We start from the raw sequence: 24,210 nt of genomic DNA on the forward strand, positions 1-24,210 counted from the left end.
TGAGCACAGTCACGGCAGCGCTGACTGAGCGCAGCCGGAGCCGGTTTGTGGCGGAGGTGAGCACAGTCACGGCAGCGCTGACTGAGCGCGGCCGGAGCCGGTTTGTGGCGGAGGCGAGCACAGTCACGGTAGACGCTGACTGAGCACAGATCCGCCTGGCAGATACCGGGGGCTGGCACCGCTGCGGGTACCGTGGCGGAGTGGATCAGCAGCGACAACCGGGTGCCGCCGGGGTTCCGTTCGATGTCGGATCGTTTCTTGCCGAGGAGCGGCGGCTGGCACAGGTCGCCAGCGTGGCGCCGTCCGGGATCCCGCTTCTCGGCAGCCTGTGGTTCAGGTACGAGCGGGGCCGCTTCTGGTTCAGCAGCCTCGCCGGATCCCCGCTGCCCACCGCGGCCAGCCGGGGCCGGCGGGTGGCGGTCATCGTCGACGACTTCAACCCTCCGGCTTCGATTCGACAGGTCAGGATCCGTGGTCGTGGGCGGATCGAGGCGCACGACGCGGAGACGGTACGGCGGATCTACCGTCGCTACCTCGGCCCGGAGCAAGAGAGCTGGCCGGAGTTCTTCCGGCTGCGGGCCGAGGACAGCGAGCGGTGGTTGCTGTGGTCGGTACGGCCGGACAGCGGGCTCGTCGTCACCTCGCCGGAGTACGGCGAGCTGGAGCGGCGCTGGACGCGCATGAGTGACTGTCCGCTGCCGTGACCTGTCCGCTGCCGTGATTTGGCCTCCGCGGCATCGCCATCACCCTGCACGCCGCATGGGTTTTGTGGCTCTGACGAGAAACACGGAAGCCGGCGACGCCTATTTGCCGACCTGTCGCCCACGGACACGCTCGATGCGGACCTCGGCCGTAGTCGGGTCCTCCATGCCAAGCCGGATCCGCCGCCGTAGCCGATTCACCACGATGTCCGCCAAGGGCGCATCGCGGTACTTGCGCCATCGCTTGGTCATCCACATCGACTTCTTGGCCAGCAGCATTGCCTCCGCCTGTTCGACCACCTCATCGACGATCCCGGCGCCCGTGGCTATCGCGAGGACCTGGTGCTCCCGATGCCGGTCAGCCCGGTTGGGCAACCGCTTGTTGCGCCGAATGTTCCTACGCGAACTCTTGTCGTTCTCGCCGTAGTCGTTGCGGCGATCCTTGGCGTAGCTCAACGCCTTCTTTTCCTGCGGACTCCTACCAGCCATCCCTCACATCCTCACCCTTGCACGTTACATGACCTGGGAGATGTCTATCGGCGAGACGTTCGTGGGTGCGGCGTGGGCGAGGCGGTGGCCGGTCGCGTCGTCGGGCGTCCGGTGGTGCAGATCGAGGCTGGCCGCGCGCTGGTGGCGTCCGGGGCGAGCAGCGCCACCAGGAAGCAGTACTCGCTGGAGGGATCCAGGGCCGTCGCGGTGTAGCTGGTCGTGCCCTGCGCCAGCGTCACGACAGCCCCGGACGGTTCACCGTTCCTGGACAAGGAGACCACGACTGTCGCGGTCCCGTGGCTGGGATCGTCCCAGCCGACCGTGATGCTGCCGCCGTGGTCCGCAAGCGTCAGGCCGGTCGGAACACCCGGAGCGGTCGGCGTTGGCGTCGGAGTATGGAGTTGCAGCGACTGGCCGGCGCGCCGCAACCCGCGTACCGCCGACGGAGTCTCCACCACCAAGGCGCTGATGACGGCGACCGCGACCACCGCCAGTGCCGCGGCCAGCAAGGAATTCTTGTGCCGACGGAGCGTGCCGTGGAGCCTCCGCCGCGTTCCGCCCCGCACCGGAACGGGCTGGAATCGCGCCGTCCACGTCGGTTCCTCCTGTGGCCAAGTCTGGGGCCGGTCGGCGGGCGGCTGTTCGGTGATCGGTCGTTCGATGAAACGCGGCCGTGCGGTGCGGTGCGGTTGTCGGGCGCGGTGCGGTCGTTGGGTGTGCTGCGGCTGTTGGGTGTACGCCGGTTGTTGGATGTACGCCGGTTGTTGGATGTACGGCGGTTGTTCGGCTTGTTGGGTCAGCGCCCGCCGCATCAGTGCTTGTCGGTCCAGGGCTTGTTGGTCCAGTGCCTGCTGGTCCAGTGCCTGTTGGTCCAGGGCTTGTTGGTCCAATGCCTGTTGAGTCGACGGCTCTTGGGTCAGAGCCTGAGTCAACCGTTGCTGAGTCAACCGCTGTCGCGCCAGCCTGCGCCGGGTCAGTCGCTGCCGGGCCAGCCGCCGGAGACGCGCCATTCGACGGTCCGCCAGCCGTTGTATGAACGCCGTCCGGTACCCGGTAGGCGGCTGCGTACGGCGCCACCTCCGGCGCCGCCGGGCGTCCTCCGGTTCCGGCGGGGTCGGCATCGGCGGCTCCACCGCCGCCAAGCGCTCCTCCAGCCGTACCGTGAACGGATGTCCGGCACCCAGCAGCGCGCGCACCCGGTGGTGGGCCCGGGTCAGCAGTTGCCGTGCCGTCGGAAGGTCGCCCGACACGAGGTGCAGCTCGGCCAGGTCGGCCGCCATCCGCAGCGTGTCCAGGTCCTCGTCACCGTACCGGCGGCGGAACGTGCCGTGTGCCGCCCCGAGCGTCGACAACGCCAGCTCCGGCTCGCCACGGTCGCGGTAGAGCCGGGCGAGGTTCGCCTGCGTCAGCAGAACGGCACGGGCGGCCGGGCCGTCCGTACCCTTGCCCGAGTCGAGCACCTGCCGGCAGAGGCCGTATGCCGTGTCCCGGTCCCCGAGGTCGTACGCGATGGTCGCGAGCACCGCACGAGCCCGCACGGTACCCGGGTGCCCCGGCCCCAGAAGACGCTCGCAGCGCGGTACCAGCGACGAAGCCAACCGCTCCGCCTCCCGCAGGTCGCCCAGTTCCCGGAGCACCTCGGCCAGCATGCGTTCGGTCGACAGAAGCGAGATGCCGTCCGACCGATCCGCCTCCTGGGTCACGCGCACGGCACGGCGCAACGTGTCCCGAGCCGCCGCCCACTGCCAGCGCGCCTGCTGCCGCCGCGCCGTCTCGTGGAGGCTCTCCACCTGGAGGCGCGTGGAGTCGTCCACGTCCTACCGCCCGCATCCGTATCGTCCGGCCGTCAGCGTGATCAGCCCGTCACCACGCCGTGCGTCCCGGCTTCTCTGTCCGGCACCGTGCGTCGCCCACCCGGGGCGCTGAGTGAGGATACCGGACCGCCGCTCGGCGCGCATGCCACCGCCGGGTGAACCTCAGATCCGCGACGATCGCCGGAACGACTCTCAACCTCGGTGACCCACTGGGCGTCGATACAGGTGACCGAGTACCGAAAGGAGTCCAGTGAGTGACGACGAATTCGCGGATTTCGTCTCCGTACGCTACGCGGAACTGTTACGCACCGCGTACTTGCTGACCGGCGGGCAGCACACCGCCGAGGACCTGCTGCAGACCGTGCTGTTGAAGGCGATGCGGCGGTGGGGACGGATCGACGAGCCCATGGCGTACCTGCGCCGGGCGATGGTGAACCAGAGCGCCAGCCGGTGGCGCCGGATCGGCAGGCGGAGTGAATTCCTCACCGCCGCGGTGCCGGACCGACCCGCCACAGGTGACTCGGCCGAGGACGTGGCCGCGCGCGATGAACTGCTGACCGCGCTCGGCACGCTGCCGGCGCGAATGCGCGCGGTCCTGGTGCTCCGGTACTGGGAGGACCTGTCCGAACAGGAGACCGCGTCGGCTCTCGGCTGCTCGGTCGGTTCTGTGAAGAGCCAGGCTTCGCGCGGTCTGGCTCGGCTGCGGTCGGTGCTGCGGCCGGAGACGGAAGCACATCCGCGGACAACAGCACGACTGAGTGCGCCAGTGCGGGCGGGGGCCACAGCGCGGCCGGACATGCCCGCCATGAGGGGGAGATCGTGAGCGTAGAAGAAGACCTGCGGATGCGGTTCGCACGAACCGCCGAATCCGTGGTACCGGATCCCGACCCGTACCAGCGACTGCTCCAGCGACGCCGGCGCTCCCAGCTGCGCCTGGCGGCGGCCGGTGGCGGCCTGGTCGCGGTGCTTGTCGCGGGCGCGCTCGCGTTGCCCAGCGTGCTCCCGGCGACGGACCGGACCGCCGGCCCCCGGCCCGGGGCGAGCCCGACCGGCGCCCCGGACGTGAACGACGGCGAGCCGATCAACTCCACGTGGGTGTCCCAGTTGCTCGACTCCCCGACCCGCGGAAAGCTGAGCGCCGACTACGTGCACAGCCTGGTCGAAACGGCACAGCAGAACCGTTCCGAGATGGGGATCGCGCCGGACCTCGACCACGCGGCCGTACTGTTCGTCGACGACATCGGCTCCGCGCGGGTCGGCCTGATCGCGTTTCACTCGACCGAGCGCGTGACCACGAACTGGTACGTGGCGGCCAAGGGCGCGTCGGCCGAGGATCTGCTGTCCCGTCCCGTGCAGGGAGCCTTTGGCTGGCGTGGCCTGATCGCGTTCGGCTACCAGGACACCCTGACCTGGTCCGGCCACCCCGGCAGCGTGGCACTCGACGCGCTGATCGGGCTCGTGCCGCAGAACTGCCGGATCGCCACCGCGAAAGACGCGGCGCATCACCAGTGGGTACCCGAACCCACCGGCTCGTACGTGGCCGCCACGACGGCCCGGTCGACCGAGTGGTGGAAAGTTACCTGCGGGGACACGGTGCACTACGAGGGACCGGCCAGGGACGCCGGCTCGTTCTCGTACGGCACCCTGTCCCAGGCCGAAATCGATGCGGCCCTGACCGGCGCCAGGGGACCGGTCGACAAGGAGGCGGCGCAGTTCGCGCTGTCCGGCCTGAACAACGCCGCGGCGACCACGACCGGGCCGGCACGGGTGCTGTGGGGCGGCAAGCTGCCCGGCCCCACCGGCTCCAGCTCGCCGGCCGTGGTGGCTATCGTGCCCGCCAGCGGGGGAGGCTGGCTGGTCAGTAGTTGGTGGCAGCCGGGCGGGCAGCCCGACGGCGTCACCGACGACGCCCCGCCCCCGGCGGACGTCACCAGTACCGACGTGAACCTCACCGATCCGACCGTGGTTTACGCGGTACGGCCCAGCAGCGCATCGGCTGTGGTCGCCGTCATCGCGCCACACGACGCGGCGACGGCCACCGCTTCGGTGGGTGGCCGGCAGGTGGCCCAGACCACGTTGCACGATGGGATCGGCCAGTTCAGCGCGGTGTCCGGCGAGTCGGTCACGGTACGGGCGATGGACTCGCACGGCCAGGTCGTCGGCACCTACGTTCTCGGCCACCACGCCGATGACCCCGACCCGAATCCCGATCCGGTCATCAACAGCTGGTAAGACGGCCGCGGAACGACACCCCGCGACGACGGTCGCGCGACCCCGCCGACCCGGCGGCACCCACCGTGCCGCCGGGTCGGTCGCGCCTGGCACTTCCACCCCGGACGCGGACCGCTACCCGATGCGCGCCGGCTACGCGGCGTGTGGCGGAGGCGCCGCCGTCTCTTCTGGCCGCTTCCTTCCCCGGATCATGTCGCGCACTGCCACCCCGGCCAGTACGGCGGCCGCGGCACCGGTGGCGGCGACCGGCGGCAACGGGAGCATGGCCGGCACCAGCACCCCCAACGCGACCACCCCGAGCGGCCGGGACAGCGACACCCGGTTGAACACCTCGTACTCGAAGCGGGACCGGCCGATCAGAAACAGCGCCGGACCGCCGAAGATCACCCCGAGCCACGCCGGGTCGAGGTGCCCGAACGGCCGGTCGATGACCAGCTCGTAGCCGCTCCCGGTGGCGAAGATGCCGGCCACCATGACCAGGTGGGTGTATGTCCCGGACCAGGCGAAGTCGCCCGGGTGCTCCCCGGCGTCGATCGCCAAAGGCAGCACGGCTCCGGCGCGGTAGAAGTAGATCCGGAAGATCAGTACGGTGGTCGTGAACGACAGCGCGATCGCGACCACCCGGCTGCTGTCGAAGGTTCTGGCGAACGACGCGCCCATCACCAGGATCGACTCGCCGAGCGTGATGATGACGAACTGCTGGTACCGCTCCGCGAGGTGTTCCGGGCTCAGCGTCCAGTCGCTGGGACGGGTGTGGCCGAGTCCCGGCACCCGCCAGCCGAGCGCGAATCCCACGTAGTCCATCACCAGCGCGATCGTCCACAGGACTCCGCGGGCGGGGCTCTGCGGAACGATCGCGGCTCCGAGGATCCACGGCACGGCCGAGACCCCGGCCCAGCACAGCCCGCGAATCGGAATGATCCGCTGAGGCCCCCGGATGGCGATCAGGAGCAGGAGCGGACGGGTCACCTGGACGACGACGTAGGTGACCGCGAAGGTGAGACCCCGCGCGCCGAACGCGTGCGGCAGCGCCACCGCCATGATCATGCTGCCGAACATGATCACGAAGACGTTGACCTGGATTATCGGGCTCCGGGGATCGAACACGCTGGTCATCCGCGCCGCGTAGATCCAGATCAGCCAGAGCGCCAGCAGCAGCACAACCGTCTCGCCGGTCTCGGTGATGATGACGCGCCGCTGGGTCGTGAAGTCCCCGACCAGCCGGGAGGACAGGCGGGTGAACGCGAACACGTAGACCAGGTCGAGGAACAGCTCCAGAAACGTGGGGCGGCCCTGACCCTCGCGGCTGGGCCTGATCACGCGCCCGCCAGTGGTCATCGTCGTCCGTTCCCGTTTGCTGTGCGCCGGCTCTAGAACGGTCGTACCACGAGGATCCGGGCTCAGGGCGGGGATGGGCGCAACCGGGGATGGGTGCGACCGGTAGCCGGCGCCGGCACCCGGGCGCGGAAGCGCCGGACCCGCGCCACGGGCCGTCGGGCGGGAGCGGAGCGATCGGGTGGCAGGGATCCCGGACGGCCAGTTGCCTCGACGGCCAGTTGCCCCGACGGCCGAGTCGCCGTCAGGCGGTCGGCGCCTCCGCGACGATCGGGAGCACCCGCGGATCGGCGAGTCGCTGGTAGTCGCGCGTGTCCAGTGCCAGCGAGCGGTGCGGCGATCCAGACCCCCGCCGGGATCGGGCGGGGGCCCGGACGAGGCTCGTCAGCCGGTGATCTTGTTGAAAATCTTCGAGTACGCGTACCCCGTCGGCTTGTCGTACCCGTGGACCTCCCAGAACGACAGCTCACGGACGCCCTTGGAAGCCGCGAAGCTCTCCAGCGTCGACGCGTTGGCCTGGGTGAAGTTCTCGTTGTCGTCGTTCTTGCCGGCGATCGGCGTGAGGCCCAGCTTGCCCCAGCTCGACGACGCGCCCCACAGGCTGTTCAACTGCCCGTTGGTGGCGTTGGCCGCGGATTCCGCGTCGGCCAGCGCGTTCTGGCCGTTGCCGAAGTCCATCGTCATGATGTTCACGATGGACACCGTGACGCCCTTGCTCTTCGCGTCCCGGAGCAGGTTGAGTGCGTTGCTCTCCAGGCCGCTCGGGTCGACCGGCAGGGTGTAGTCGACCTGGATCGACGGATTGTCCTTCTGCACCTGGGCGAGCGCCTGGTCCCGCCTCGCGTTGGCAGCGGTGTTGTCGAGGTCGGAGCCCTCGATGTCGAAGTCGAGCCGGTAGCAGCCGTACGTGCTGGCCACACTCTCGTACGCGGCGGTCAGGCTGGCCACCGACGTACACGTCTCGGCGAGTTCGCCGCCCTCGGCGCCACCGAACGAGATGGCCACCCGGCCACCGGCGTTCTCGATCGCCTTGACCTGCGACACGTACGTGTTCATCGCGTTGTCGCCGTCCTCCCACTGCGGCGTGCAGCCGGACTTCGGGATGAGGAAGGCGAGGGTGTAGTACTTCAGGCCGGTCGCCGCCAGGTCCGCGGACATGTCGTTCTTCGACTCGCTGCCGATCTGGAGGTACGGGGCGGCGAAGTGCGTGGGGAACCCGGAGGCGGCGGCCGGGCTGGCGGACAGGGCGAGCACGGACGCGGTGGCGAGCGCGGGTGCGACGACGGCGGCAACCACGCGGGATCGTCTGGGCATACCGGACCTTTCTCGTGTGTGACGGGCACGGCGGGGCCGACCCTTCAGTGGGCTCGCGACTTGCTGAAGCTGAGAGACGGTGACGCTGAGAGACGGTGACGCTGAGAGACGGTGACGCTGAGGCGCGGTGAAGCCGCGTCCCGGTGGAGCTGAGACACGTAGCTGCGACCCGGAGTCGCGACGATGGCGACAGCGACACGGGCCGCTACACACCAGTTCGGAGTGACTCCGGTTAGGAAGGCTTCCTGTCTGAAGAGGAATCATCGACTCCGATGCCTGGACATGTCAAGAGATGTCTATCGCTGACCGAGCTGACGGAGATCGTCGTGTGTGCCCTCGCCGAAGCCCCGTCTCGAGCCAGTACAGCTAGCTCGCGCCGGCCATCATCTCGCCGAACACCCGCGCCGCCGTCGAGTCCGTGAACAGCGCCGCCAGCCGGGTCCGGGCCAGGCGCCGCCGGAACGGTCCGACCCTCGAAGCGTCACCGGCGTCGTGCAGCATCTCCAGCATCCAGCGGGAGAACTCCTGGTACCGCCACGCCCGCTCCAGGCACGTCGCGCTGTACGCGCGCAGCCCGCTCTCGTCGCCGTCCCGGACCGCCGCGCTGATCGCGACCGCCAGCGTTTCGGCGTCGAGCACGGCGAGGTTCATCCCCTTGCCGCCCATCGGCGTCATCACGTGCGCGGCGTCGCCGGCCAGGAACAGCCGGCCGTAGCTCATCGGCTCGCACACCTCGCTGCGCATGTCCACCCGGCCGATCTCAGTGATCGGGCCGTCCGGGAGTGCGTCATCGCCGAGCCGCATGCGCAGCTGCGGCCACACCCGCTCGGCCGGCCAGTCGGCCGGCTCGTCCTCCGGCCGGCACTGGAGGTAGTACCGGCTCGCCTTCGGGCCACGGTAGAACTGCGCCGCGTAGCCGTGCTCGCTGACCGCGAGGAGCGGGTGCGGCGGCGGTGGCGCGGTGGCCAGGATGGTGAGCCAGCTGACCTCGTGGTCGAACGTGTACGTCGCCACCGCGCCGGCCGGCAGGCTGGCCCGGCTCGCCCCGCGGGTACCGTCGCAGCCGGCCAGGTACGGGGCGGTGAACGTGGTCGTGACGCCGGACGGATCCGTACCGGTGACCCGTACCCGGTCGCCGGTCAGCTCGTGCGGGGTCACGTCGGCCGTCTCGAACCGCAGGTCGCCGCCCCCGGCCAGGAAGCGCGCGATGAGCCCCCGGACGAGTACCTGCTGCGGGCACAGCCAGCCGTACTGCCCGCCGGACAGGGTGGCGTGGTCGACCAGGTGCGCCTCGCCGTCGACCCGGAACTCCAGGATGCCGTCGTCGGGCGGCCCGCCGAGCACGTCGGCCAGACCCCAGTCCTGGTACATGCGCCGCACCCGGGCGTCGACGATGCCGGCCCGGTGCCGGTTCTCGACGAACTCCCGGCTGCGCCGCTCCAGCACCACGCATGGGATGTCGTTGTGCTGCAACATGTTCGCCAGGGTCAACCCGGTCGGCCCGGCGCCGACGATGACGACGGTGGTGTCGACTTCGGCCCGGTCCGCCCCCGTGCTCTCGTTCATCGATCCAATCTACGGTTCCCGGCCGCCGGCCGGTACCCGTGAGAGCGGGGGAGAGGGGGAGAGGGCGTCAGCGCGCGCGGCCGGCGCGCAGCGTGTCGACGGCCTTCGCGATCCGCCGCTGCCGGGTCGCGTCCGTCTTGGCGTCCTCAATGGACAGTACGTGTACCCGCTTGTTGCTGTACGACAGGCCGTCGAAGGTGCGCCGGGCATCCGGCTCCGCGTCCAGCGCGGCGGCGAAGTCCGCCGGCACCTCCACCTCGCGCGGCGCCGTGTCGAGTTCGAGGTCGACGTCCAGCTCGTCGCCGGCCGAGACCCCGGCGCCGGCGCGGTGCTCCGCGCTGACCCCGACCAGGTACCGGCCGCCCATGCTCGCCACGGTGTTCCGGTAGGTGTACCCGTTGATGGTGACCCGCACCGCCGGGCGCTTACCCGCCCCGAAGCCGTCGACGATCTCGGCTGGTACCTCGAAACCGGTCGCGGTCTTGCCGTTCAACTCCAGCGTGGTTCGGAATCTCATGATTTCGGATCCTCGCACGGACTGCCGGTCGGAAACACCCGTGCGACCCCTCGGGTTTCGGCGGGGTCGTTGACAGGTGCCCGGCGGCTTGCCGGATTTCCGGGGTCAGCTCGCCCTGGCGTAGGTCAGGCCGAAATCGTGTTTCCACTCCTGTCCGTCGGCGGACGCTTCCCACGCGCCCGTTATCGTGTCGCCGTCGCCAGAGATCACTCCGGTGTAGCGCTGCCAGAAGCCGGGTGCCTCACGCCATACCTTCCAGACCCCGCCATCGAGCGTCATCTGGTAGACCCGGGCGACGCCGCGCGAGTCGTAGTAGTGCTGGGTGAAGGCGCCTGGTACAGCCAGCCCAGCGCGGTCCGTGGCCGGGCCGATGACGGCGATGCCGCTGGGAGCGGCCGGGTGCTCGTTGACGAACCGTTGGGTGAGGAAGAAGCCGCCGTCCAGCCACTCGAAGGTGGTCCGGCCGTCGCGGCCCGTGACGGACGGGCTGCCCGGTCCGAAGTACCCGGCAGCGAACGTGGCTTCCATCTCCCAGGTGCCGGTCAGCGCATCCAGGCGGTCGAGCGAGGCGGGCCGCGTGGTGGGAATGCCGTCGGGGATGTCGGCCGATCCCGGCCGGCCGTGGTTCTCGGGTCTGCTGGTCGTGGTCATCGTGCTGGGTTCCTTTCCGTGAAAGTCTCGGCGGTGGGGGATGGGGCTGTGGCGGCGGCGCTATCGCCTGATGGCGGCGGTCAGGCTTCTGGTCCGCGTCCACCGACTGCGGGCGATGAGCACGAACGCCACGCACAGGGGGATGGTCGTCGCGAACGCGGAGCTGTGCAGGACGGCGGCGTTGATGACGGTCGCGCCGGCCATGTCGGCGGCGAGTCCGGCCGCGGCCAGCCCGGCCAGCCGCGGGATGAGCAGACCGATGGCCCCGGCCAGCTCGGCTATCCCCACGAGATACCGTAGCCATTGGCCAGCGCCGATCTCGCCGAACATCTGCACGGCGGAGTGAGCGCCGGCCAGCTTTGGAACGGCAGCCAACGCGAACATCGCCGCCAACAGAATCTGTGCGGCCCACAGCAGGATGTTGAGGCGATTGCGCGCCGGAGCTCGGTCCGCCGTCGCGCGGATGCTACTGCTCATGACTGTCTCCGTTCAGTGGATAGCGCGGGTGTCAGCCGCGCCGCAACGTGGCGAGTAGTTCTTCCAGGCGCTCGTGAGAGTCACGCACACCGCGTTCCATGTCAGCGGCCACCATCGCGTCGCGGTCTTCCACCGATTGGAAGGCCGAGACGGTGCGGACCAGCGTCGTGGCACCGCGCTGCTCCAGCGTGGTGGTGTCGAGCTTGACGTGGCCCGGGGCTCCTTCGAATTCGAATGTCTGCACGATGACCTGCGGCGAGGGAGTGCCGTGGAAGATGCCGTGGAAGCCGTATGCGTTGCCGTCGGAGTCGGTGTGGACGTACCGCCACCTTCCGCCATCGCGGACGTCGTAACTCTCGACGGTCATCGTCAGGTCGCGTGGGCCCAGCCACTGCGCCAGCAGATCCGGGTCGGTGTGTGCGCGGAATACCAACTCGCGAGGCGCGGCGAACTCTCGGGCGATGACGATTTGCGGCATGCCCGGTTCCGCGGTGATTCGAGTCTTACCCATCGGGCTCTCCTTTGTTGGTTGTACTGCTGTTGATCGGTGATGCTGCTGCTGTGCGGTGATGCCGCTGCGTTGTCATGCGCCGCCGGCCGGTCAGCCGTGGCCGTGCCGGGCATCGTCGTCCTGCCTGGCTTGCAGCGCCGCGAGTAGCTCGTCGAGCCGCTCGTGGCTCTCGTCCCAGAACCGTTGGTAGCGGGCCAGCCAGGTGGTCACCTCGCGAAGCGGCTCGGCCTCCAGGCGGCTGAGCCGAGCGGTGGCGCGACGGCTGCGCGAGACCAGACCCGCGTGCTCAAGCACCCTCAGGTGCTTGGAGATCGCGGGCTGGGAGACGTCGAACGGCGCGGCGAGCTCGGCGACGGTCGCCTCGCCCTCCGTCAGCCGGATCAGGATCGCCCGCCGGATCGGATCGGCGAGCGCACCGAACACGAGGCTGAGCCTGTCTTCGGCCATCCATAACCACCCCGTTCCAAAACCAGATGGTTATAGAGTAGCGCGCCAACCCCCGCTGTCAACCCGTGCCGGAGCGGGAACGTGATTCGAACATGTGTGCGATAATGCTGGAGTGTCCGGCGAGGCGACCATCCTGCACGCCGACCTCGACGCGTTCTACGCGTCCGTGGAGCAGCGCGACGATCCCGCGCTGCGCGGCCGGCCGGTGATCGTCGGGTCCGGGGTGGTGCTCGCCGCCAGCTATGAGGCCAAGGCGCACGGCGTGCGCACCGCGATGGGCGGGCGGCAGGCCCGGCGGCTGTGCCCGGCCGCCATCGTGGTCGAGCCGCGGATGTCGGCATACGCGCAGGCCAGCAAGGCGGTCTTCGAGGTGTTCCGGCAGGCCACGCCGCTGGTCGAGGGACTGTCGATCGACGAGGCGTTCCTGGACGTCGGCGGCCTCCGTCGCATCTCGGGCAGCCCGACCGAGATCGCAGTCCGGCTACGCCGCGACGTGCTCGCCCAGGTCGGGCTGCCGATCACGGTCGGCGTCGCCCGGACGAAGTTTCTCGCCAAGGTGGCCAGCCGGGTGGCCAAGCCGGACGGCCTGCTGATGGTGCCGCCCGACGGCGAGCTGGCGTTCTTGCACCCGCTGCCGGTCGAGCTGCTCTGGGGCGTCGGCCCGGTCACCGCGGGCAAGCTGCGGGAGCGCGGCATCGTCACCGTCGGGCACGTGGCCCGGCTCGGCGAGGCGGCACTGGTCTCGATGCTGGGCGCCGGCTCCGGGCGGCACCTGCACGCGCTGGCCCACAATCACGATCCCCGTTCGGTCCAGGTGGGTCGGCGCCGGGGTTCGATCGGATCCCAGCGAGCCCTCGGTCGCGCCGAGCGGTCGCCGGCCGATCTCGACGCGATACTCGCCGGGCTGGTCGACCGGGTGACCCGGCGGATGCGGGCCGCGGGGCGGCCGGGCCGCACAGTGACGCTGCGGCTGCGCTTCGCCGACTTCACCCGCGTCACGCGCTCTCAGACGCTGCCCTGGCCGACCGCCGCGACGCGGGCCATCCTGGGAACCGCGCGTGCGCTGCTGGCAGCGGCGATGCCGATGGTGACGCGCCGCGGCCTGACCCTGGTCGGCGTCGCGGTCGGCAACCTCGACGACGGGCCGGTCCAGTTGGAGCTGCCGTTCGGCCGGCGGCCGGCTGCGGGGCCGGGTGGCGACTCCGACGACCGCGACGGGGACCTCGACGCGGCGCTGGACGCGGTACGGGACCGGTTCGGCTCCTCCGCTGTGACCCGCGGCACGCTGCTGGGCCGTGACGGCGGTCCGCAGGTCCCCCTTCTACCCGACTGAGCCTGCCCGACTGCTGAGCCCTGCCCGACCGAGCCCGGCGGACCGAGCGCCATGGTGCCGGAGTTCACCGTGGGCGCCGCCACAGGGCGGAATGCCCGCACCCGGTCCGGTGGTTGACCACCGCCATGACAACTGTTGGTTTCATCGGCAGCGGGAACATCGGCGGCACCGTCGCCAAACTCGCTGTAGCCGCCGGGTACGACGTGGTGTTGAGCAACTCCCGCGGCCCCGAGACACTCACGGACCTGGTGGCCGAGCTCGGCCCGCACGCGAGCGCCGGCACCGTGGCGCAGGCCGGGGCGGCCGGCGACCTGGTGATCGTGAGCATCCCGCTGAAGGCGTACCCGACCGTCCCGGCCGGGGCGCTCGCCGGGCGCGTCGTCATCGATACGAACAACTACTACCCGCAGCGCGACGGGCAGATAGCCGAACTGGACGACGACTCCACGACAAGCAGCGAGCTGCTGCAGCGGCACCTGCCGGACGCCCGGGTCGTCAAGGTGTTCAACAACATCTACTCCAAGCACCTCGCCTCGCTGGCCCGCCCGGCCGGCGCCGCGGACCGCACCGCACTGCCGATCGCCGGCGACGATCCGACCGCCAAGGCGACGGTGACCGCGTTCCTGGACGCGATCGGGTACGACGCCGTGGACGCGGGCGCGCTGCGCGACGGCCGCTCGTACCAGCCGGACACCCCCGCCTACGGCGGCCCGTACGGCCCGTTCAGCAACGAGAACGGCACCCCGGCCGACGCCGCGACCGTCCGGAGGGCTCTGGACGCCGCCTGACGCCCGCGTACAGAAGCGGGCCGCCACGGTCATCCGTGACGGCCCGCTGTCCACAATGGATCCACGGTGGGATCCACAATGGAGGAGTGTCAGCCGACGGCGGCACCCGTCGTCGCCTGCTTCTGGAACAGCTGGGTGATTTCCTCGACCGACCGGCCCTTCGTCTCCGGCAGGTACCGGCTGACGAATCCGACGGCGAGCACGCACAGCACCGCGAAGCAGACCATCACCCAGCCCAGGCCGATGGCCGACTGCCAGGTCGGGAACGCCTCGATGAGGGCGAAGTTGGCCACCCAGTCGACAGTGGCACCGATCGCGGCGGCCTGGCCGCGCACCGCGGTGGGGAACACCTCACCCTGGATCAGCCAACCCGTACCGCCGACACCGATCGCGAAGCTCGCGATGAACATACACAGCCCGATCATCACGACCACGATCCGCGGGGTACCGCTGAACAGCCCCAGCCCGATCGCGGTGACCACGCCGAACACCGCCATCCCGATGTACCCGCCGATCGCCAGCGGCCGGCGCCCGATCCGGTCGATGTAGCGGAACGCGAAGTAGGTGGCGGCCACGTTGACCACGGTCATGATGGCGGTCACCTCAACACCGGCGACCGTCGTAGCCACCTTCGAGGTGTCATGGCCCTGGAACAGCGGGCCGAGCAGGTGCGGCCCGTAGTACAGCGGCACGTTGATGCCGGTGATCTGCTGGAACGCGAAGAACACACAGACCACGATCAGCGCGCGCCGCACTCCCGGCGTCCAGGCCCGGAACTTCGCGCGCTCGCGCCCCTGGTCGCTCTCTTCGAGGCGGCGTGCGGCACGCTCGACGTCCTCGGCGGACGCCTGTACGCCCAGCACCTGCACCGCCTTGCGGGCCTCCTCGTACCGGCCGTGCCGCAGCAGCCAGCGCGGCGACTCCGGCATCTGGGTGCGCAGCACCAGACCGATGATGGCCGGTACCGCGCCCAGGCCCAGGACCAGCCGCCAGTCCAGGCTCGCCGCGTGCGACGGCATCGCCTTGAAGATGACCAGCGCGATGACGTACGCGACCAGGATGCCGACCGTGATCATCCACTGCTGCAGCATGCCCAGCGAACCGCGCTTGTTGCGCGGAGCGTACTCGGCGATGTACGCGGTCGCGATCGCCGAGTCGGCGCCGACGGCCAGCCCGATCAGCGTCCGTGCGACGAGCAGGACCGCGGCGTCCGGAGTGAACGCGGACAGCAGCGCGCCGACCGCGTAGATGAGGGCGTCGGCGATCAGAAGGTACTTGCGCCCCAACCGGTCGGTCAGTGGACCGGCGAGCAACGCGCCGGCCGCCGCGCCCAGCGATGCGCCGGCGACCAGATAACCCAGGGCGAAACCGCTGAGGTGGTACGGCACGAAGTTCAGCGCCGAGCCGATGTTCGAGGTGTCGAAGCCGAACAGGAAGCCACCGATCGTCGCGAGCACCGTCAGCGACCAGTAGAACCTGGTCGGTGCGCGCTGATCCAGCGCCTCCAGCACATCCGGCCCGCCGGTGGCGGTCGTTGCACTCATCTGTCTGCCCCCTTCGAACAGCCAGCGCTTCCACCCGCGCGGCTCGCGCCGTGCGTGCCGGCGAGGAGCGTCGCCGTGACGTCCCGACTACCCAATGGCCGCTCCGGTCAATCGGAATGCCGCAAATGTGAGATCGGCCATCGCCGCCCTGGGCCCCTCTCGCAGGCACTGGGCGGTTTGGGCGGTGGCGCCGGTCACGCCGCCGGGTCACACTCCGTTGCTCGTACGCAACCGTCCATTGTGGAGCAACGGATGGGTTCGCGGACTCGGTGACTTGCGTCCGCGGGGTAGCCTGCGGAAGCCGGGATCGGTGTGGCCGGCGTGCGATGGCAGGCGCGGCAGTGGCAGGCGCGGCAATGGCATCGGGGAGGCGGGTCGAGATGACCAGGGCGGAGACGGTCGCCCAGTTTCTGCGCGGTGAACAGGCCCGCCTGGTCGGCGAGTTCGAGCGCATCGACGGCGGCGGCGTGTTCCGGCAGGCGCCGTGGAGCCGCAGCGAGTTGGGCACCGGCACCGCCCGCATCCTGGAGCACGGAAAAGTGTTCGAGCGGGCCGGGGTGAACGTGTCGCTCGTCCACGGTGCCCGGGTGCCGGCGAGCATCGTCGAGACCCAGCCGTCCCTGGCCGGCAGGCCGTTCGTGGCGACCGGCATCTCGATCGTGCTGCACGCGGCGAACCCGTACACCCCGTCGTTCCACGCCAACTTCCGGTACTTCGAGGTTGGCGAGAGCACCGAGGACGAGCCGGACACCTGGTGGTTCGGCGGCGGTGCCGACATGACCCCGTCGTACGGGTTCGCCGAGGACGCCACCCACTTCCACGTCACCCTCAAGGACTGCTGCGACCGGTACGACCCGCGGTGGTACCCGGCCTGGAAACGCGCCTGCGACGAGTACTTCTATCTGCCGCACCGGGGCGAGATGCGCGGCGTGGGCGGCATCTTCTTCGACCGGCTGTCCGACGCCGACTCGGTCACCTGGCAACGGTGCTTCGACTTCGTCCGGGACGGGTGCGCGACCCTCATCGCCGCGATCGAACCGATCGTCGCCCGGCGCAGCGACACCCCCTTCGGCGACCGCGAGCGGCAGTGGCAGCTGCTGCGCCGGGGCCGGTACGTCGAGTTCAACCTGGTATACGACCGGGGCACCCGGTTCGGGTTGCAGACCAGGGGCAACATCGAGGCGATCCTCATGTCCCTGCCGGCGACCGCGAGCTGGGGGTTCGACGTGCGCCCGGAGCCGGACAGCCCCGAGGGGCAGATCGGCCGCTTCCTTCAGCCGACGGATTGGGCGGCCGGGGTCGGGCGGTCGCAGGACTGATACGCTGCCGGCGGCCGCGACTGGCGAGGGTGGACCACCACCGGGAAGCGGCCGTGACGTCGACGCCGACCGCCTGGGCACCCGCGACGCGCAGAACACCGCGCCGGAGGCTGCCAGCATGCGACTGCGTTACGGGATGAACCCGCACCAGCGACCCGCGACCGTGGAGCCCGTCGACGCCGGCCGGGCACCGCTGCGCGTGCTCAACGGCGAACCCTCGTACATCAACCTGCTGGACGCGATCGGGGCGTGGCAGCTGGTTCGCGAGGCGTCCATCGCGCTCGGGCGCCCGGTCGCCGCCTCGTTCAAGCACCTGTCGCCGGCCGGTGCGGCGGTCGCCGGGTCCGTCGACGCGGTGATGACCGACGCCTTCGGCCTCGACGGCCCGCCGGCCAGCGCCGTGACCACCGCGTACGTCAGGGCCAGGGACACCGACCCGAAGAGCTCGTACGGGGACTTCGTCGCGGTGTCCGAATCGGTCGACGCGGAACTCGCCGGACTGCTCCGCCGGGTGGTGTCCGACGGCATCGTGGCGCCCGGTTACCAGCCCGGCACGGTCGCCGCCCTGTCCGCCAAGAAGGGCGGCGGATTCCTGGTACTGGAGGCCGATCCCGGGTACCGGCCACCGGCCCGGCAGGTACGGGAGGAGTACGGGCTCCGGTTCACCACGCCGTACGACGACCGGGTCCCGAGCCGAGGCGACCTCGCCGACCCGGTGTGCGGCACGCTGCCCGGCCCGGCGGTCGACGACCTGCTGCTGGGCCTCATCACGGTTCGCCACACCCAGTCGAACTCGGTCGCGTACGTGCGGGACGGGATGACCCTGGGAGTGGGCGCCGGCCAGCAGTCCCGGGTCGACTGCACCCGGCTCGCCGGTGCCAAGGCCGACACCTGGTGGTTGCGGCGCCATCCCGCGGTACGCGCGCTGCCCGTCGACCCGACCGCACGGATCCAGGACCGGATCGCCGAGCGGCTCCGGTACCTCGACTGCGGGGCCGGCAGCGAGCGCGGGGCCGGCAGCGAGCGCGGGGCCGGCAGCGAGCGCGGGGCTGGCAGCGAGCGCGGGGCTGGCAGCGAGCCCGACGGCGTACCGGCGCTGACGGACGGCGAGCGCCGCGACTGGCTGGACCGGCTCGACGGTGTCAGCCTCGCCTCCGACGGCGCCCTGCCGTTCCGCGACAACGTCGACCACGCCCACCGCCACGGGGTGCGCTACATCGCCGAACCGGGCGGTGCGGCGCGCTCCGCCGACGTCATCGCCGCCTGCCGGGAGCACGGCATCGCCTTGGCACACACCGGAATCCGGTTGTTCCGGCACTGAGGCTTGTTCGGGCACTGAGCCGCTTGTTCCGGCACTGAGGCTTGTTCGGAGACCGAGCCGCTTGTTCCGGCACCGAGCCGCTTGTTCGACGCTGAGCCCGCACCGCGAAGCCACCGTGCACCGCGAAGCCGCCGCGCACCGCGAAGCCGCCGCGCACCGCGAAGCCGCCGCGCACCGCGAAGCCGCCGCTCGGCACTCAGCCGGCGTCCGGCTGCCCCGGCAGCGTGAGGACCGCGCAGACCGCGCGATGGTCGGTGTCCGGCACCGGGTGCACGGAGACGGTACGCACCCCGATCCTCGCGTCGACCAGCACGTGGTCGAGAGTCGCCACCGGTACCAGATCCTCGGGCCAGGTGGGTTTCAGGCCGGTACCGGTGGTCGCCGCCGCGTCGCGGTACCCCGAGGCGAGCAGGCGCCGCAGACCGGGATGGTCCAGGGTGGCGTTGAAGTCGCCCATCAGCAGCCTCGCGGTACCCCGGGTGGTGGCCCGGGGCTCCCCGGCCAGACCCCGCTGCCAGCACCGCTCGTGCGCCCGGGTGTAGGGGGCACAGGGATGCACCGACCGGACCATCACGGCCGCGGCGCCGGCCGGGTGAACCGTCGCGGTCGCCTCCACGAACCCGCCCGGGTCGACCGGTGTGGCGCCACCGGTGAGCGGTGTCCGGGCGAAGAGCGCCGAGCCGATCCCCAGCGGTTCCGGATCGGCGACCCGGTAGGGCAGCAGGGCGGCGAGGCCGGCCCGGTCGAAAGCGTCGCCGGCTTCCGGCGTGTACTCCTGCAACGCCAGCACGTCGATCCGGTTGTCGCGCACCAGGTCGACGATGGTGGTCGCGTCCGCCCCGCCGACCCGGAGGTTCGCGGTCATCACCCGCAGTACCACGCCGTCGCTTTCCCCGCCGGTGCCCCAGGAACGCGGTACCACCACAAGCGCCAGGACCAGCACGGTGGCCGCCGCCGCGGCAGTGGCCCACCGGTCGCGGATCGTCGCGGCGACGCCCAGCCCCACCACCGCCGGCACGACCACCCAGGGCGTGAACGCCAGCAGCGCGGACCCCGGCCACGGCGGCTCGACACCGCCGGCCCGGACCGCGACCCAGAGACCGCACACCGCGACCAACAACCAGACGACGATCCGGACCGCGCGGCGCCGGCGGGCCGCCGACGGTCGTGCGTCGCGCGGTCGCACGCTGGGGGGTCGCGCTTCGGGGGGTCGCGCTTCGGAGGGGGAGAGCACACGGCAGAGTATCCGGTCGACGCGCGACCGCGCCGGCCCTCTGCGCCGGGCCCCGTGGCCAGGCCGTTGGGTCAGACCCGGGTCAGACCACTCTGCAAGGCCGTTGGGTCCGGGCGTTGAGGCAGACCGCCGAGTCAGGCCGCGGCGGTCGCCTCCAGGCCGGTCAACGCGAGGCTCCGCGCCCACAGCTGTTCCCGGGCATGTGCGTCGTATGCCTGCGCATCGGCCCGCACGTCGCGGGTCCGGTCGAAGAACCGTCCCGTGGTACCGGCCAGCGCGGGGTCACTGACCAGCCGGTAGGTCGCGGCGACACCCTCTTCCAGGGTGTCGATGTGATGCCCGATCTCGGCGAGAACCATCTTGGTGGGCATGAACGTCGCCGGATGCAGGCTGTTGACGGTGACCTCGGTGGCGGGTACCCGTTCGCTCACCGAGAACCCGGACATGATCTGGGCGAGCTTGCTCTGACCGTACGCACGCATGCCGGTGTAGCCGCGCTCGATCATGATGTCGTCGAAGTCGATCGGGTGCTGCCCGATGGACGCCACGTTGACGATCCGGGCCGGAGCACTGCGTCGCAGCAGCGGGAGCAGTTCCGCGGTGAGCAGGAACCCGGCCAGGTAGTTCACCGCGAACCGCAGTTCGTACTCGTCGAGGCTGGTGCGCCGGGTGCGCCCGTCGGGTTCGCCGCCGCCGATGCCGGCGTTGCTCACCAGCACGTCGAGGCGGTCGGTGGCCGCGCGTACGTCGGCGGCCAGCCGCCGCACCTGGGCCAGCTCCGCGAGGTCGGCGAGTACGGTACGCGGGCGCGGTACCCGGTGAGCGTCCCGGATGTCGTCGGCAGTGCTCTCCAACCGGTTCCGGTCGCGACCGTGCAGGATCAGCGTGGCCCCGTCCTCCGCGAGCCGGTGCGCCAGCGCCCGGCCGAGTCCGTCGGTGGCACCAGTGATGAGGATCGTGCGGTCGTCGGTCATCCGTTCGTCCTTCGAGGAGAGGTGGTTCGGCCGGCCGCCCTGGTTTGGCGGGTCGGCTTGGTCTTCTGATGGGTCGGCTCGGTCTTCTGTTGGGTTGGCTTGGTCTGGCGGGCGCGCTTTGCGGCCCGTGGCCCGGGTTCGGCGAGCGTGGTCACGAGTTCGTCGACGAGCGCCCGGTCCAGCGGCTGGTGGGTGGCGAGCACCCGGTACCAGATGACGCCGAACACGATGTCGGCCACGGTGCCGGGGGACAGCCCCGGCGGCAGGTCGCCGCGGGCCTCGGCACGGTCGAGGATGATGGCGAGGGCGTCGCGCCGGTGCTGGAGGGCTTCGGTGCGGAACCGGCGACCGAACTCCTCGTCGATCTGTGCGTGAGCCATCAGGGCGCGCTGGATGTCCATGACCCGGCGGTCCCGGCCGAGCGTGAAACTGGCCGTGAGAAAGCCACGCAGGTCGGCCGCGTAGCTGCCTTCGTCCGGGATGGGTATGTGCATCTCGGCCTTGGTCATCAGCGCGTCGAGCAGCACGTCCGCCTTGGACGGCCACCACCGGTAGACGGTCTGCTTCCCGGCGCCGGAGCGCGCGGCGATGCCCTCGATCGTCAGCCCGGCGTAGCCGACCTCGGCGAGTAGTTCGAGCGCCGCGGCGAGGATGGCCAGCCGGCTCGCCTCGCTGCGCTTGCGGCCCGGCCGAGCGGGCGCGGATCCCGGATCGGCGTCCGCGGGGGCCGATCCACGGCCGGACGTCGCTCCCGGGCCGGGCGCGGGGGACATCTCGCGGGCGGCCCTTGCCGACTGCGCTGCCTTGCCGGCCCCTGCCGGCGGGGATTGGTCGTCCACGACACCCATGCTAGCGTAAAAACGAGACGAGACGTAACGGTTCGAAATAGGAGACTCGCATGACACAGCACACCGCACTCGTCGTCGGGGGAACGTCCGGGATCGGCCTGGCCACCGCCCGGCGGCTGCGCGCCCTCGGCGCCGACGTCCACGTCGTCGGCCGGGACGAGCGGCGGCTTGACGAGGTGGCAGCGAGCGACCCCGGCCTGGTCGGGCACCGGGCCGACGGTGGCGAGCGGGCCGAGATCGGCGCAGTGATCGAGGCGATCGGCCGGATCGACTGGCTGGTGGTCACGTTGGCCGGAAGCGAGGGCTCGGGGCCGTTCGCCAGCCTGGACCTCGGCATGCTCCGCAGGGCCTTCGACGCGAAGTTCTGGGGGCACGCCACCACCATTCAGGCGGCGCTGCCGCACCTCGCGGAGACCGGCTCGATCACGCTGCTCGGGGCGATCACGGCACGCGCCGGCATTCCGGGTACCGCCGGAATCGCCGCGGTCAACGGCGCCGTCGAGGCGATGGTCAAGCCGCTCGCGGTGGAACTCGCGCCGATCCGGGTCAACGCGGTCGCGCCCGGTGGAGTCGACACGCCCTGGTGGAGTGCGATTCCCGAACCGGCCCGACGTGAGTACTTCACTCAGGCGGCACGGGCGCTGCCGGTCGGCCGAATCGCCACCGCGGACGACATCGCGGAGGTCACCGTGATGGCGGCGACCAACCCCAACCTCACGGGCACCATCATCGAGACCGACGGCGGCGCCCGTCTCGTATCGATGGGCTGAAAGAGCACGCCGGTGCGGCGACGATGCTCACTCGTTGCGGGTCGGGTCTTTACGCTCGGGCATCAATGGGTTGCGCAGTTTTTGTGACATCCGATTTCGGTCGGCTGTTCCGTCGTGCCGTGATGCCGGTCGCGAAGATGCCCATCGCGAAGATGCCCGCGCTGAAGAGGCCGCCCCACAGATGAGTGCGGCGGTGATGACTGCGGCGGTGGCGACTGCGGCGGGCATTCGGTCGAGGCCGGCGTAACCGTTTCGATCGGTGCGGTTACGCCGGCCGACACTGCGCTGGCGGATATCGCGGCGGTGCCGATATCCGGTTGCCCAGGCGCGGAAAGCCGCCGCGACGCGGTGCCGGACGGATCAGCGTCCGGCCTCGGCCTCGTACTGTTCCGCAATGTGCCGGGGGATGCGGCCACGGCCGCTCAGCTGGATGTTGCGCCGCTTCGCCCAGTCGCGGATCGCCTGATTCTGAGCGCGGTCACTCTGATTCGTCGCCGCGGCCCGCGGCCGTCGGGTGGTCGTGATACCGCCCCGACCCAGGCGCCGGGCACCGAGCACAAACTTGGCGAGCGAGGCGCGCAGCTGCTCGGCATGCTTGGCGTTGACATCAATTTCGTAGTTGGTGCCGTCGAGACCGAATTTCAGGGTTTCGTCGGCTTCGCTGCCGTCGATGTCGTCGAGGAGCTTGACTTCGAGCTTCCGGGCCATGTCGCTATCTCCGAGGTCTGAAACGGTGTACCAGCGGCCCTATGTTACGGGTTAGTCAATTGCCGTGGTGGAGTGTCCGGGCGTTTTCGGCTGCCGTTTATCCCATCGGGGTGGTGTCCGTGCGAGCGGATTCCGCCAGCCGGGAGATCGGCGACGCTGACCGTGGTAAGACGAGGTAGTAAGAGAGCGGCGGTAAGAGGGCGGTGGTAAGGCGTCGGTGATAATCGGGGAGTACCGGAGTTCCCATTATCGGGACAACGCCCACCGGTCCGGCATCGTGCCGCTGCGGATCAGCGCGCGGCGGTGTTCCAGCAATACCAGGTGCGCCAGTGTCTCGCCGACCGCCGAGCGGCGGATGAAGCCCCGCAGTTGTGACCAGTCGCGCGACCAGGTCATGCCGGCCGCCAGTTGCCAGGTGGTCTGCCCGGGCCGGTCGGCCACCAGTGCGGTCAGCTGCGCCAGCCGCTTGTCGTGGTGGGCGCGGAGGTCGTCGACGCGATCGGGCAGCCCACGGAAGCGGTACTCGTGTGCCGGCAACACCTCGTCGACGGGCAGCTCACCGACCGCGGCGAGGGAACGCAGAAACGCCCCGAGCGGATTGGGCGCCGCCGTGGCGTGCACCGAGATGTTGGGACTGATCCGGGGCAGCACATGGTCGCCGGAGAACAGCAGCGACCGGGTCGGCTCGTAGAAGCACAGGTGGCCGGCGGTGTGCCCGGGCGTCCACACCGCGCGTAGGTCCCAGGTCGGCAGGTCCGCCTTGTCGCCGTCGGCCAACAGCCGGTCGGGTTCGGGCATCCCGAGCAGCGACGCGTACCGCTCAGGAGTGCTCAGCAACTCCGGTACCTCGGCCTCCGGCGCACCGCACCGGCGCAGCCAGCGCAGCAGGTTCGCGGCCATGCCGTCGGCCGAGCCGATCCGGCGGGGGAGACTGGCCGCCTCCTGCACGTGCATGCCGATCCACGCGCCGGACGCCTCCCGCACCCGGGCGCCGAGGCCGTAGTGGTCCGGGTGCACGTGCGTCACCAGGACCGCCCGGACGTCGGTGATGGCGTGGCCGGTCTCGACGATCCCGGCGAGCAGCGCCTGCCACGCCTCGTCGTTGTCCCAGCCAGCGTCGATGATGGCCACGCCGGACGGCAGCTCCAGCAGGTAGACCAGGACGTACCGCAGCGGAGTGTCGGGCAGCGGCACCGGTATCGACCACAGCCCGGGGGACAGCCGCTCGACCGGGGGCATGACCCGGTCGCGCCATGCGCGCACCTGCCGGACGCCCGTGATTTCGATCATCGGTCCTCCTCGCCCGTGCCCCGCTCC

General features: G+C 70.7%; 24 protein-coding genes and 1 riboswitch. Of the genes, 8 read left to right on the forward strand and 16 right to left on the reverse strand.

What is annotated here, in order from left to right:
• Positions 1-200 precede the first annotated feature (200 nt).
• The gene (locus Raf01_RS12990; RefSeq protein WP_203918090.1) at positions 201-704 is read left to right on the forward strand and encodes a pyridoxamine 5'-phosphate oxidase family protein; all 504 of its coding nucleotides are present in this window, start codon (positions 201-203) and stop codon (positions 702-704) included.
• 99 nt (positions 705-803) lie between these two features.
• On the opposite strand, the gene Raf01_RS12995 is transcribed toward Raf01_RS12990, so the two are convergent.
• Both Raf01_RS12995 and Raf01_RS50510 read right to left on the reverse strand, forming a co-directional pair.
• Positions 804-1,157 (reverse strand): hypothetical protein, encoded by a 354-nt coding sequence (locus Raf01_RS12995; protein WP_203918091.1) that lies wholly within the window; start codon positions 1,155-1,157, stop codon positions 804-806.
• A 77-nt stretch (positions 1,158-1,234) separates the two neighbouring features.
• The gene (locus Raf01_RS50510; protein ID WP_203918092.1) at positions 1,235-3,004 is read right to left on the reverse strand and encodes a tetratricopeptide repeat protein; all 1,770 of its coding nucleotides are present in this window, start codon (positions 3,002-3,004) and stop codon (positions 1,235-1,237) included.
• 250 nt (positions 3,005-3,254) lie between these two features.
• On the opposite strand from Raf01_RS50510, the gene Raf01_RS13005 reads away from it, so the two are divergent.
• Together Raf01_RS13005 and Raf01_RS13010 are read left to right on the forward strand one after the other, a co-directional pair.
• Positions 3,255-3,827: a SigE family RNA polymerase sigma factor gene (locus Raf01_RS13005; protein ID WP_203918093.1), complete on the forward strand. Its 573-nt coding sequence runs from the start codon at positions 3,255-3,257 to the stop codon at positions 3,825-3,827.
• Positions 3,824-5,236, forward strand: coding sequence for a hypothetical protein (locus tag Raf01_RS13010; protein WP_203918094.1), 1,413 nt, complete (start codon positions 3,824-3,826; stop codon positions 5,234-5,236). The genes Raf01_RS13005 and Raf01_RS13010 overlap by 4 nt, the downstream gene beginning before the upstream one ends.
• Before the next feature lie 132 nt (positions 5,237-5,368).
• On the opposite strand, the gene Raf01_RS13015 is transcribed toward Raf01_RS13010, so the two are convergent.
• The 8 genes from Raf01_RS13015 to Raf01_RS13050 all read right to left on the reverse strand — a co-directional run bounded on the left by Raf01_RS13015 (position 5,369) and on the right by Raf01_RS13050 (position 12,054).
• Positions 5,369-6,556, reverse strand: a complete 1,188-nt coding sequence (locus Raf01_RS13015) for a low temperature requirement protein A (RefSeq protein ID WP_239133571.1) — start codon at positions 6,554-6,556, stop codon at positions 5,369-5,371.
• A gap of 399 nt (positions 6,557-6,955) precedes the next feature.
• Positions 6,956-7,885: a chitinase gene (locus Raf01_RS13020; protein WP_203918096.1), complete on the reverse strand. Its 930-nt coding sequence runs from the start codon at positions 7,883-7,885 to the stop codon at positions 6,956-6,958.
• A gap of 366 nt (positions 7,886-8,251) precedes the next feature.
• A complete protein-coding gene (locus Raf01_RS13025) occupies positions 8,252-9,451 on the reverse strand; it encodes a 4-hydroxybenzoate 3-monooxygenase (protein ID WP_203918097.1) in 1,200 nt (399 codons plus the stop codon).
• Positions 9,452-9,518: 67 nt separating this feature from the next.
• Positions 9,519-9,968: a YdeI/OmpD-associated family protein gene (locus Raf01_RS13030; protein ID WP_203918098.1), complete on the reverse strand. Its 450-nt coding sequence runs from the start codon at positions 9,966-9,968 to the stop codon at positions 9,519-9,521.
• 105 nt (positions 9,969-10,073) lie between these two features.
• Complete coding sequence (locus tag Raf01_RS13035; protein WP_203918099.1) at positions 10,074-10,619, reverse strand: hypothetical protein; 546 nt, start codon at positions 10,617-10,619, stop codon at positions 10,074-10,076.
• Positions 10,620-10,679: 60 nt separating this feature from the next.
• The gene (locus Raf01_RS13040; RefSeq protein WP_203918100.1) at positions 10,680-11,096 is read right to left on the reverse strand and encodes a DoxX family protein; all 417 of its coding nucleotides are present in this window, start codon (positions 11,094-11,096) and stop codon (positions 10,680-10,682) included.
• 31 nt (positions 11,097-11,127) lie between these two features.
• Complete coding sequence (locus Raf01_RS13045) at positions 11,128-11,607, reverse strand: SRPBCC family protein (RefSeq protein WP_203918101.1); 480 nt, start codon at positions 11,605-11,607, stop codon at positions 11,128-11,130.
• A 90-nt stretch (positions 11,608-11,697) separates the two neighbouring features.
• Entirely contained in the window at positions 11,698-12,054 is a 357-nt protein-coding gene (locus Raf01_RS13050; RefSeq protein WP_203918102.1) for an ArsR/SmtB family transcription factor, read from the reverse strand.
• A gap of 112 nt (positions 12,055-12,166) precedes the next feature.
• Between Raf01_RS13050 and dinB the strand changes: the two genes are divergently transcribed.
• Together dinB and Raf01_RS13060 are read left to right on the forward strand one after the other, a co-directional pair.
• The gene (gene dinB / locus Raf01_RS13055) at positions 12,167-13,387 is read left to right on the forward strand and encodes a DNA polymerase IV (RefSeq protein WP_203918103.1); all 1,221 of its coding nucleotides are present in this window, start codon (positions 12,167-12,169) and stop codon (positions 13,385-13,387) included.
• Between the two features lie 125 nt (positions 13,388-13,512).
• Complete coding sequence (locus Raf01_RS13060; RefSeq protein WP_203918104.1) at positions 13,513-14,175, forward strand: NADPH-dependent F420 reductase; 663 nt, start codon at positions 13,513-13,515, stop codon at positions 14,173-14,175.
• A gap of 89 nt (positions 14,176-14,264) precedes the next feature.
• Here Raf01_RS13060 and Raf01_RS13065 read toward each other — a convergent pair whose 3' ends face one another.
• Positions 14,265-15,719 (reverse strand): sugar porter family MFS transporter, encoded by a 1,455-nt coding sequence (locus Raf01_RS13065; RefSeq protein ID WP_203918105.1) that lies wholly within the window; start codon positions 15,717-15,719, stop codon positions 14,265-14,267.
• Between the two features lie 380 nt (positions 15,720-16,099).
• Between Raf01_RS13065 and hemF the strand changes: the two genes are divergently transcribed.
• Both hemF and Raf01_RS13075 read left to right on the forward strand, forming a co-directional pair.
• Positions 16,100-17,038, forward strand: a complete 939-nt coding sequence (gene hemF, locus Raf01_RS13070; protein WP_203918106.1) for an oxygen-dependent coproporphyrinogen oxidase — start codon at positions 16,100-16,102, stop codon at positions 17,036-17,038.
• 6 nt (positions 17,039-17,044) lie between these two features.
• A riboswitch (ZMP/ZTP riboswitch) is annotated at positions 17,045-17,124 on the forward strand.
• Positions 17,125-17,156: 32 nt separating this feature from the next.
• Positions 17,157-18,359: a phosphoribosylaminoimidazolecarboxamide formyltransferase gene (locus tag Raf01_RS13075; RefSeq protein WP_203918107.1), complete on the forward strand. Its 1,203-nt coding sequence runs from the start codon at positions 17,157-17,159 to the stop codon at positions 18,357-18,359.
• A 196-nt stretch (positions 18,360-18,555) separates the two neighbouring features.
• Here Raf01_RS13075 and Raf01_RS13080 read toward each other — a convergent pair whose 3' ends face one another.
• From Raf01_RS13080 to Raf01_RS13090, 3 genes are all read right to left on the reverse strand, one after another.
• Complete coding sequence (locus tag Raf01_RS13080; protein ID WP_239133573.1) at positions 18,556-19,479, reverse strand: endonuclease/exonuclease/phosphatase family protein; 924 nt, start codon at positions 19,477-19,479, stop codon at positions 18,556-18,558.
• Between the two features lie 248 nt (positions 19,480-19,727).
• Entirely contained in the window at positions 19,728-20,567 is an 840-nt protein-coding gene (locus tag Raf01_RS13085; protein ID WP_203918109.1) for an SDR family NAD(P)-dependent oxidoreductase, read from the reverse strand.
• Positions 20,564-21,406: a TetR/AcrR family transcriptional regulator gene (locus Raf01_RS13090; RefSeq protein WP_239133574.1), complete on the reverse strand. Its 843-nt coding sequence runs from the start codon at positions 21,404-21,406 to the stop codon at positions 20,564-20,566. Before Raf01_RS13090 ends, Raf01_RS13085 begins: the two co-directional genes overlap by 4 nt.
• A gap of 59 nt (positions 21,407-21,465) precedes the next feature.
• Here Raf01_RS13090 and Raf01_RS13095 point away from each other — a divergent pair, with 59 nt between their 5' ends.
• Positions 21,466-22,185 (forward strand): SDR family oxidoreductase, encoded by a 720-nt coding sequence (locus Raf01_RS13095; protein WP_203918110.1) that lies wholly within the window; start codon positions 21,466-21,468, stop codon positions 22,183-22,185.
• A 360-nt stretch (positions 22,186-22,545) separates the two neighbouring features.
• Here Raf01_RS13095 and Raf01_RS13100 read toward each other — a convergent pair whose 3' ends face one another.
• Positions 22,546-22,893 carry a histone-like nucleoid-structuring protein Lsr2 gene (locus Raf01_RS13100; protein ID WP_203918111.1) on the reverse strand — a complete coding sequence of 116 codons (348 nt, stop codon included), beginning with the start codon at positions 22,891-22,893 and terminating at the stop codon, positions 22,546-22,548.
• Between the two features lie 246 nt (positions 22,894-23,139).
• On the reverse strand, positions 23,140-24,183 hold the full coding sequence (locus tag Raf01_RS13105) for an MBL fold metallo-hydrolase (RefSeq protein WP_203918112.1): 1,044 nt from the start codon (positions 24,181-24,183) through the stop codon (positions 23,140-23,142).
• Positions 24,184-24,210: the final 27 nt, after the last annotated feature.

Source organism: Rugosimonospora africana, from assembly GCF_016862975.1.
Taxonomy (GTDB): Bacteria; Actinomycetota; Actinomycetes; order Mycobacteriales; family Micromonosporaceae; genus Rugosimonospora; species Rugosimonospora africana.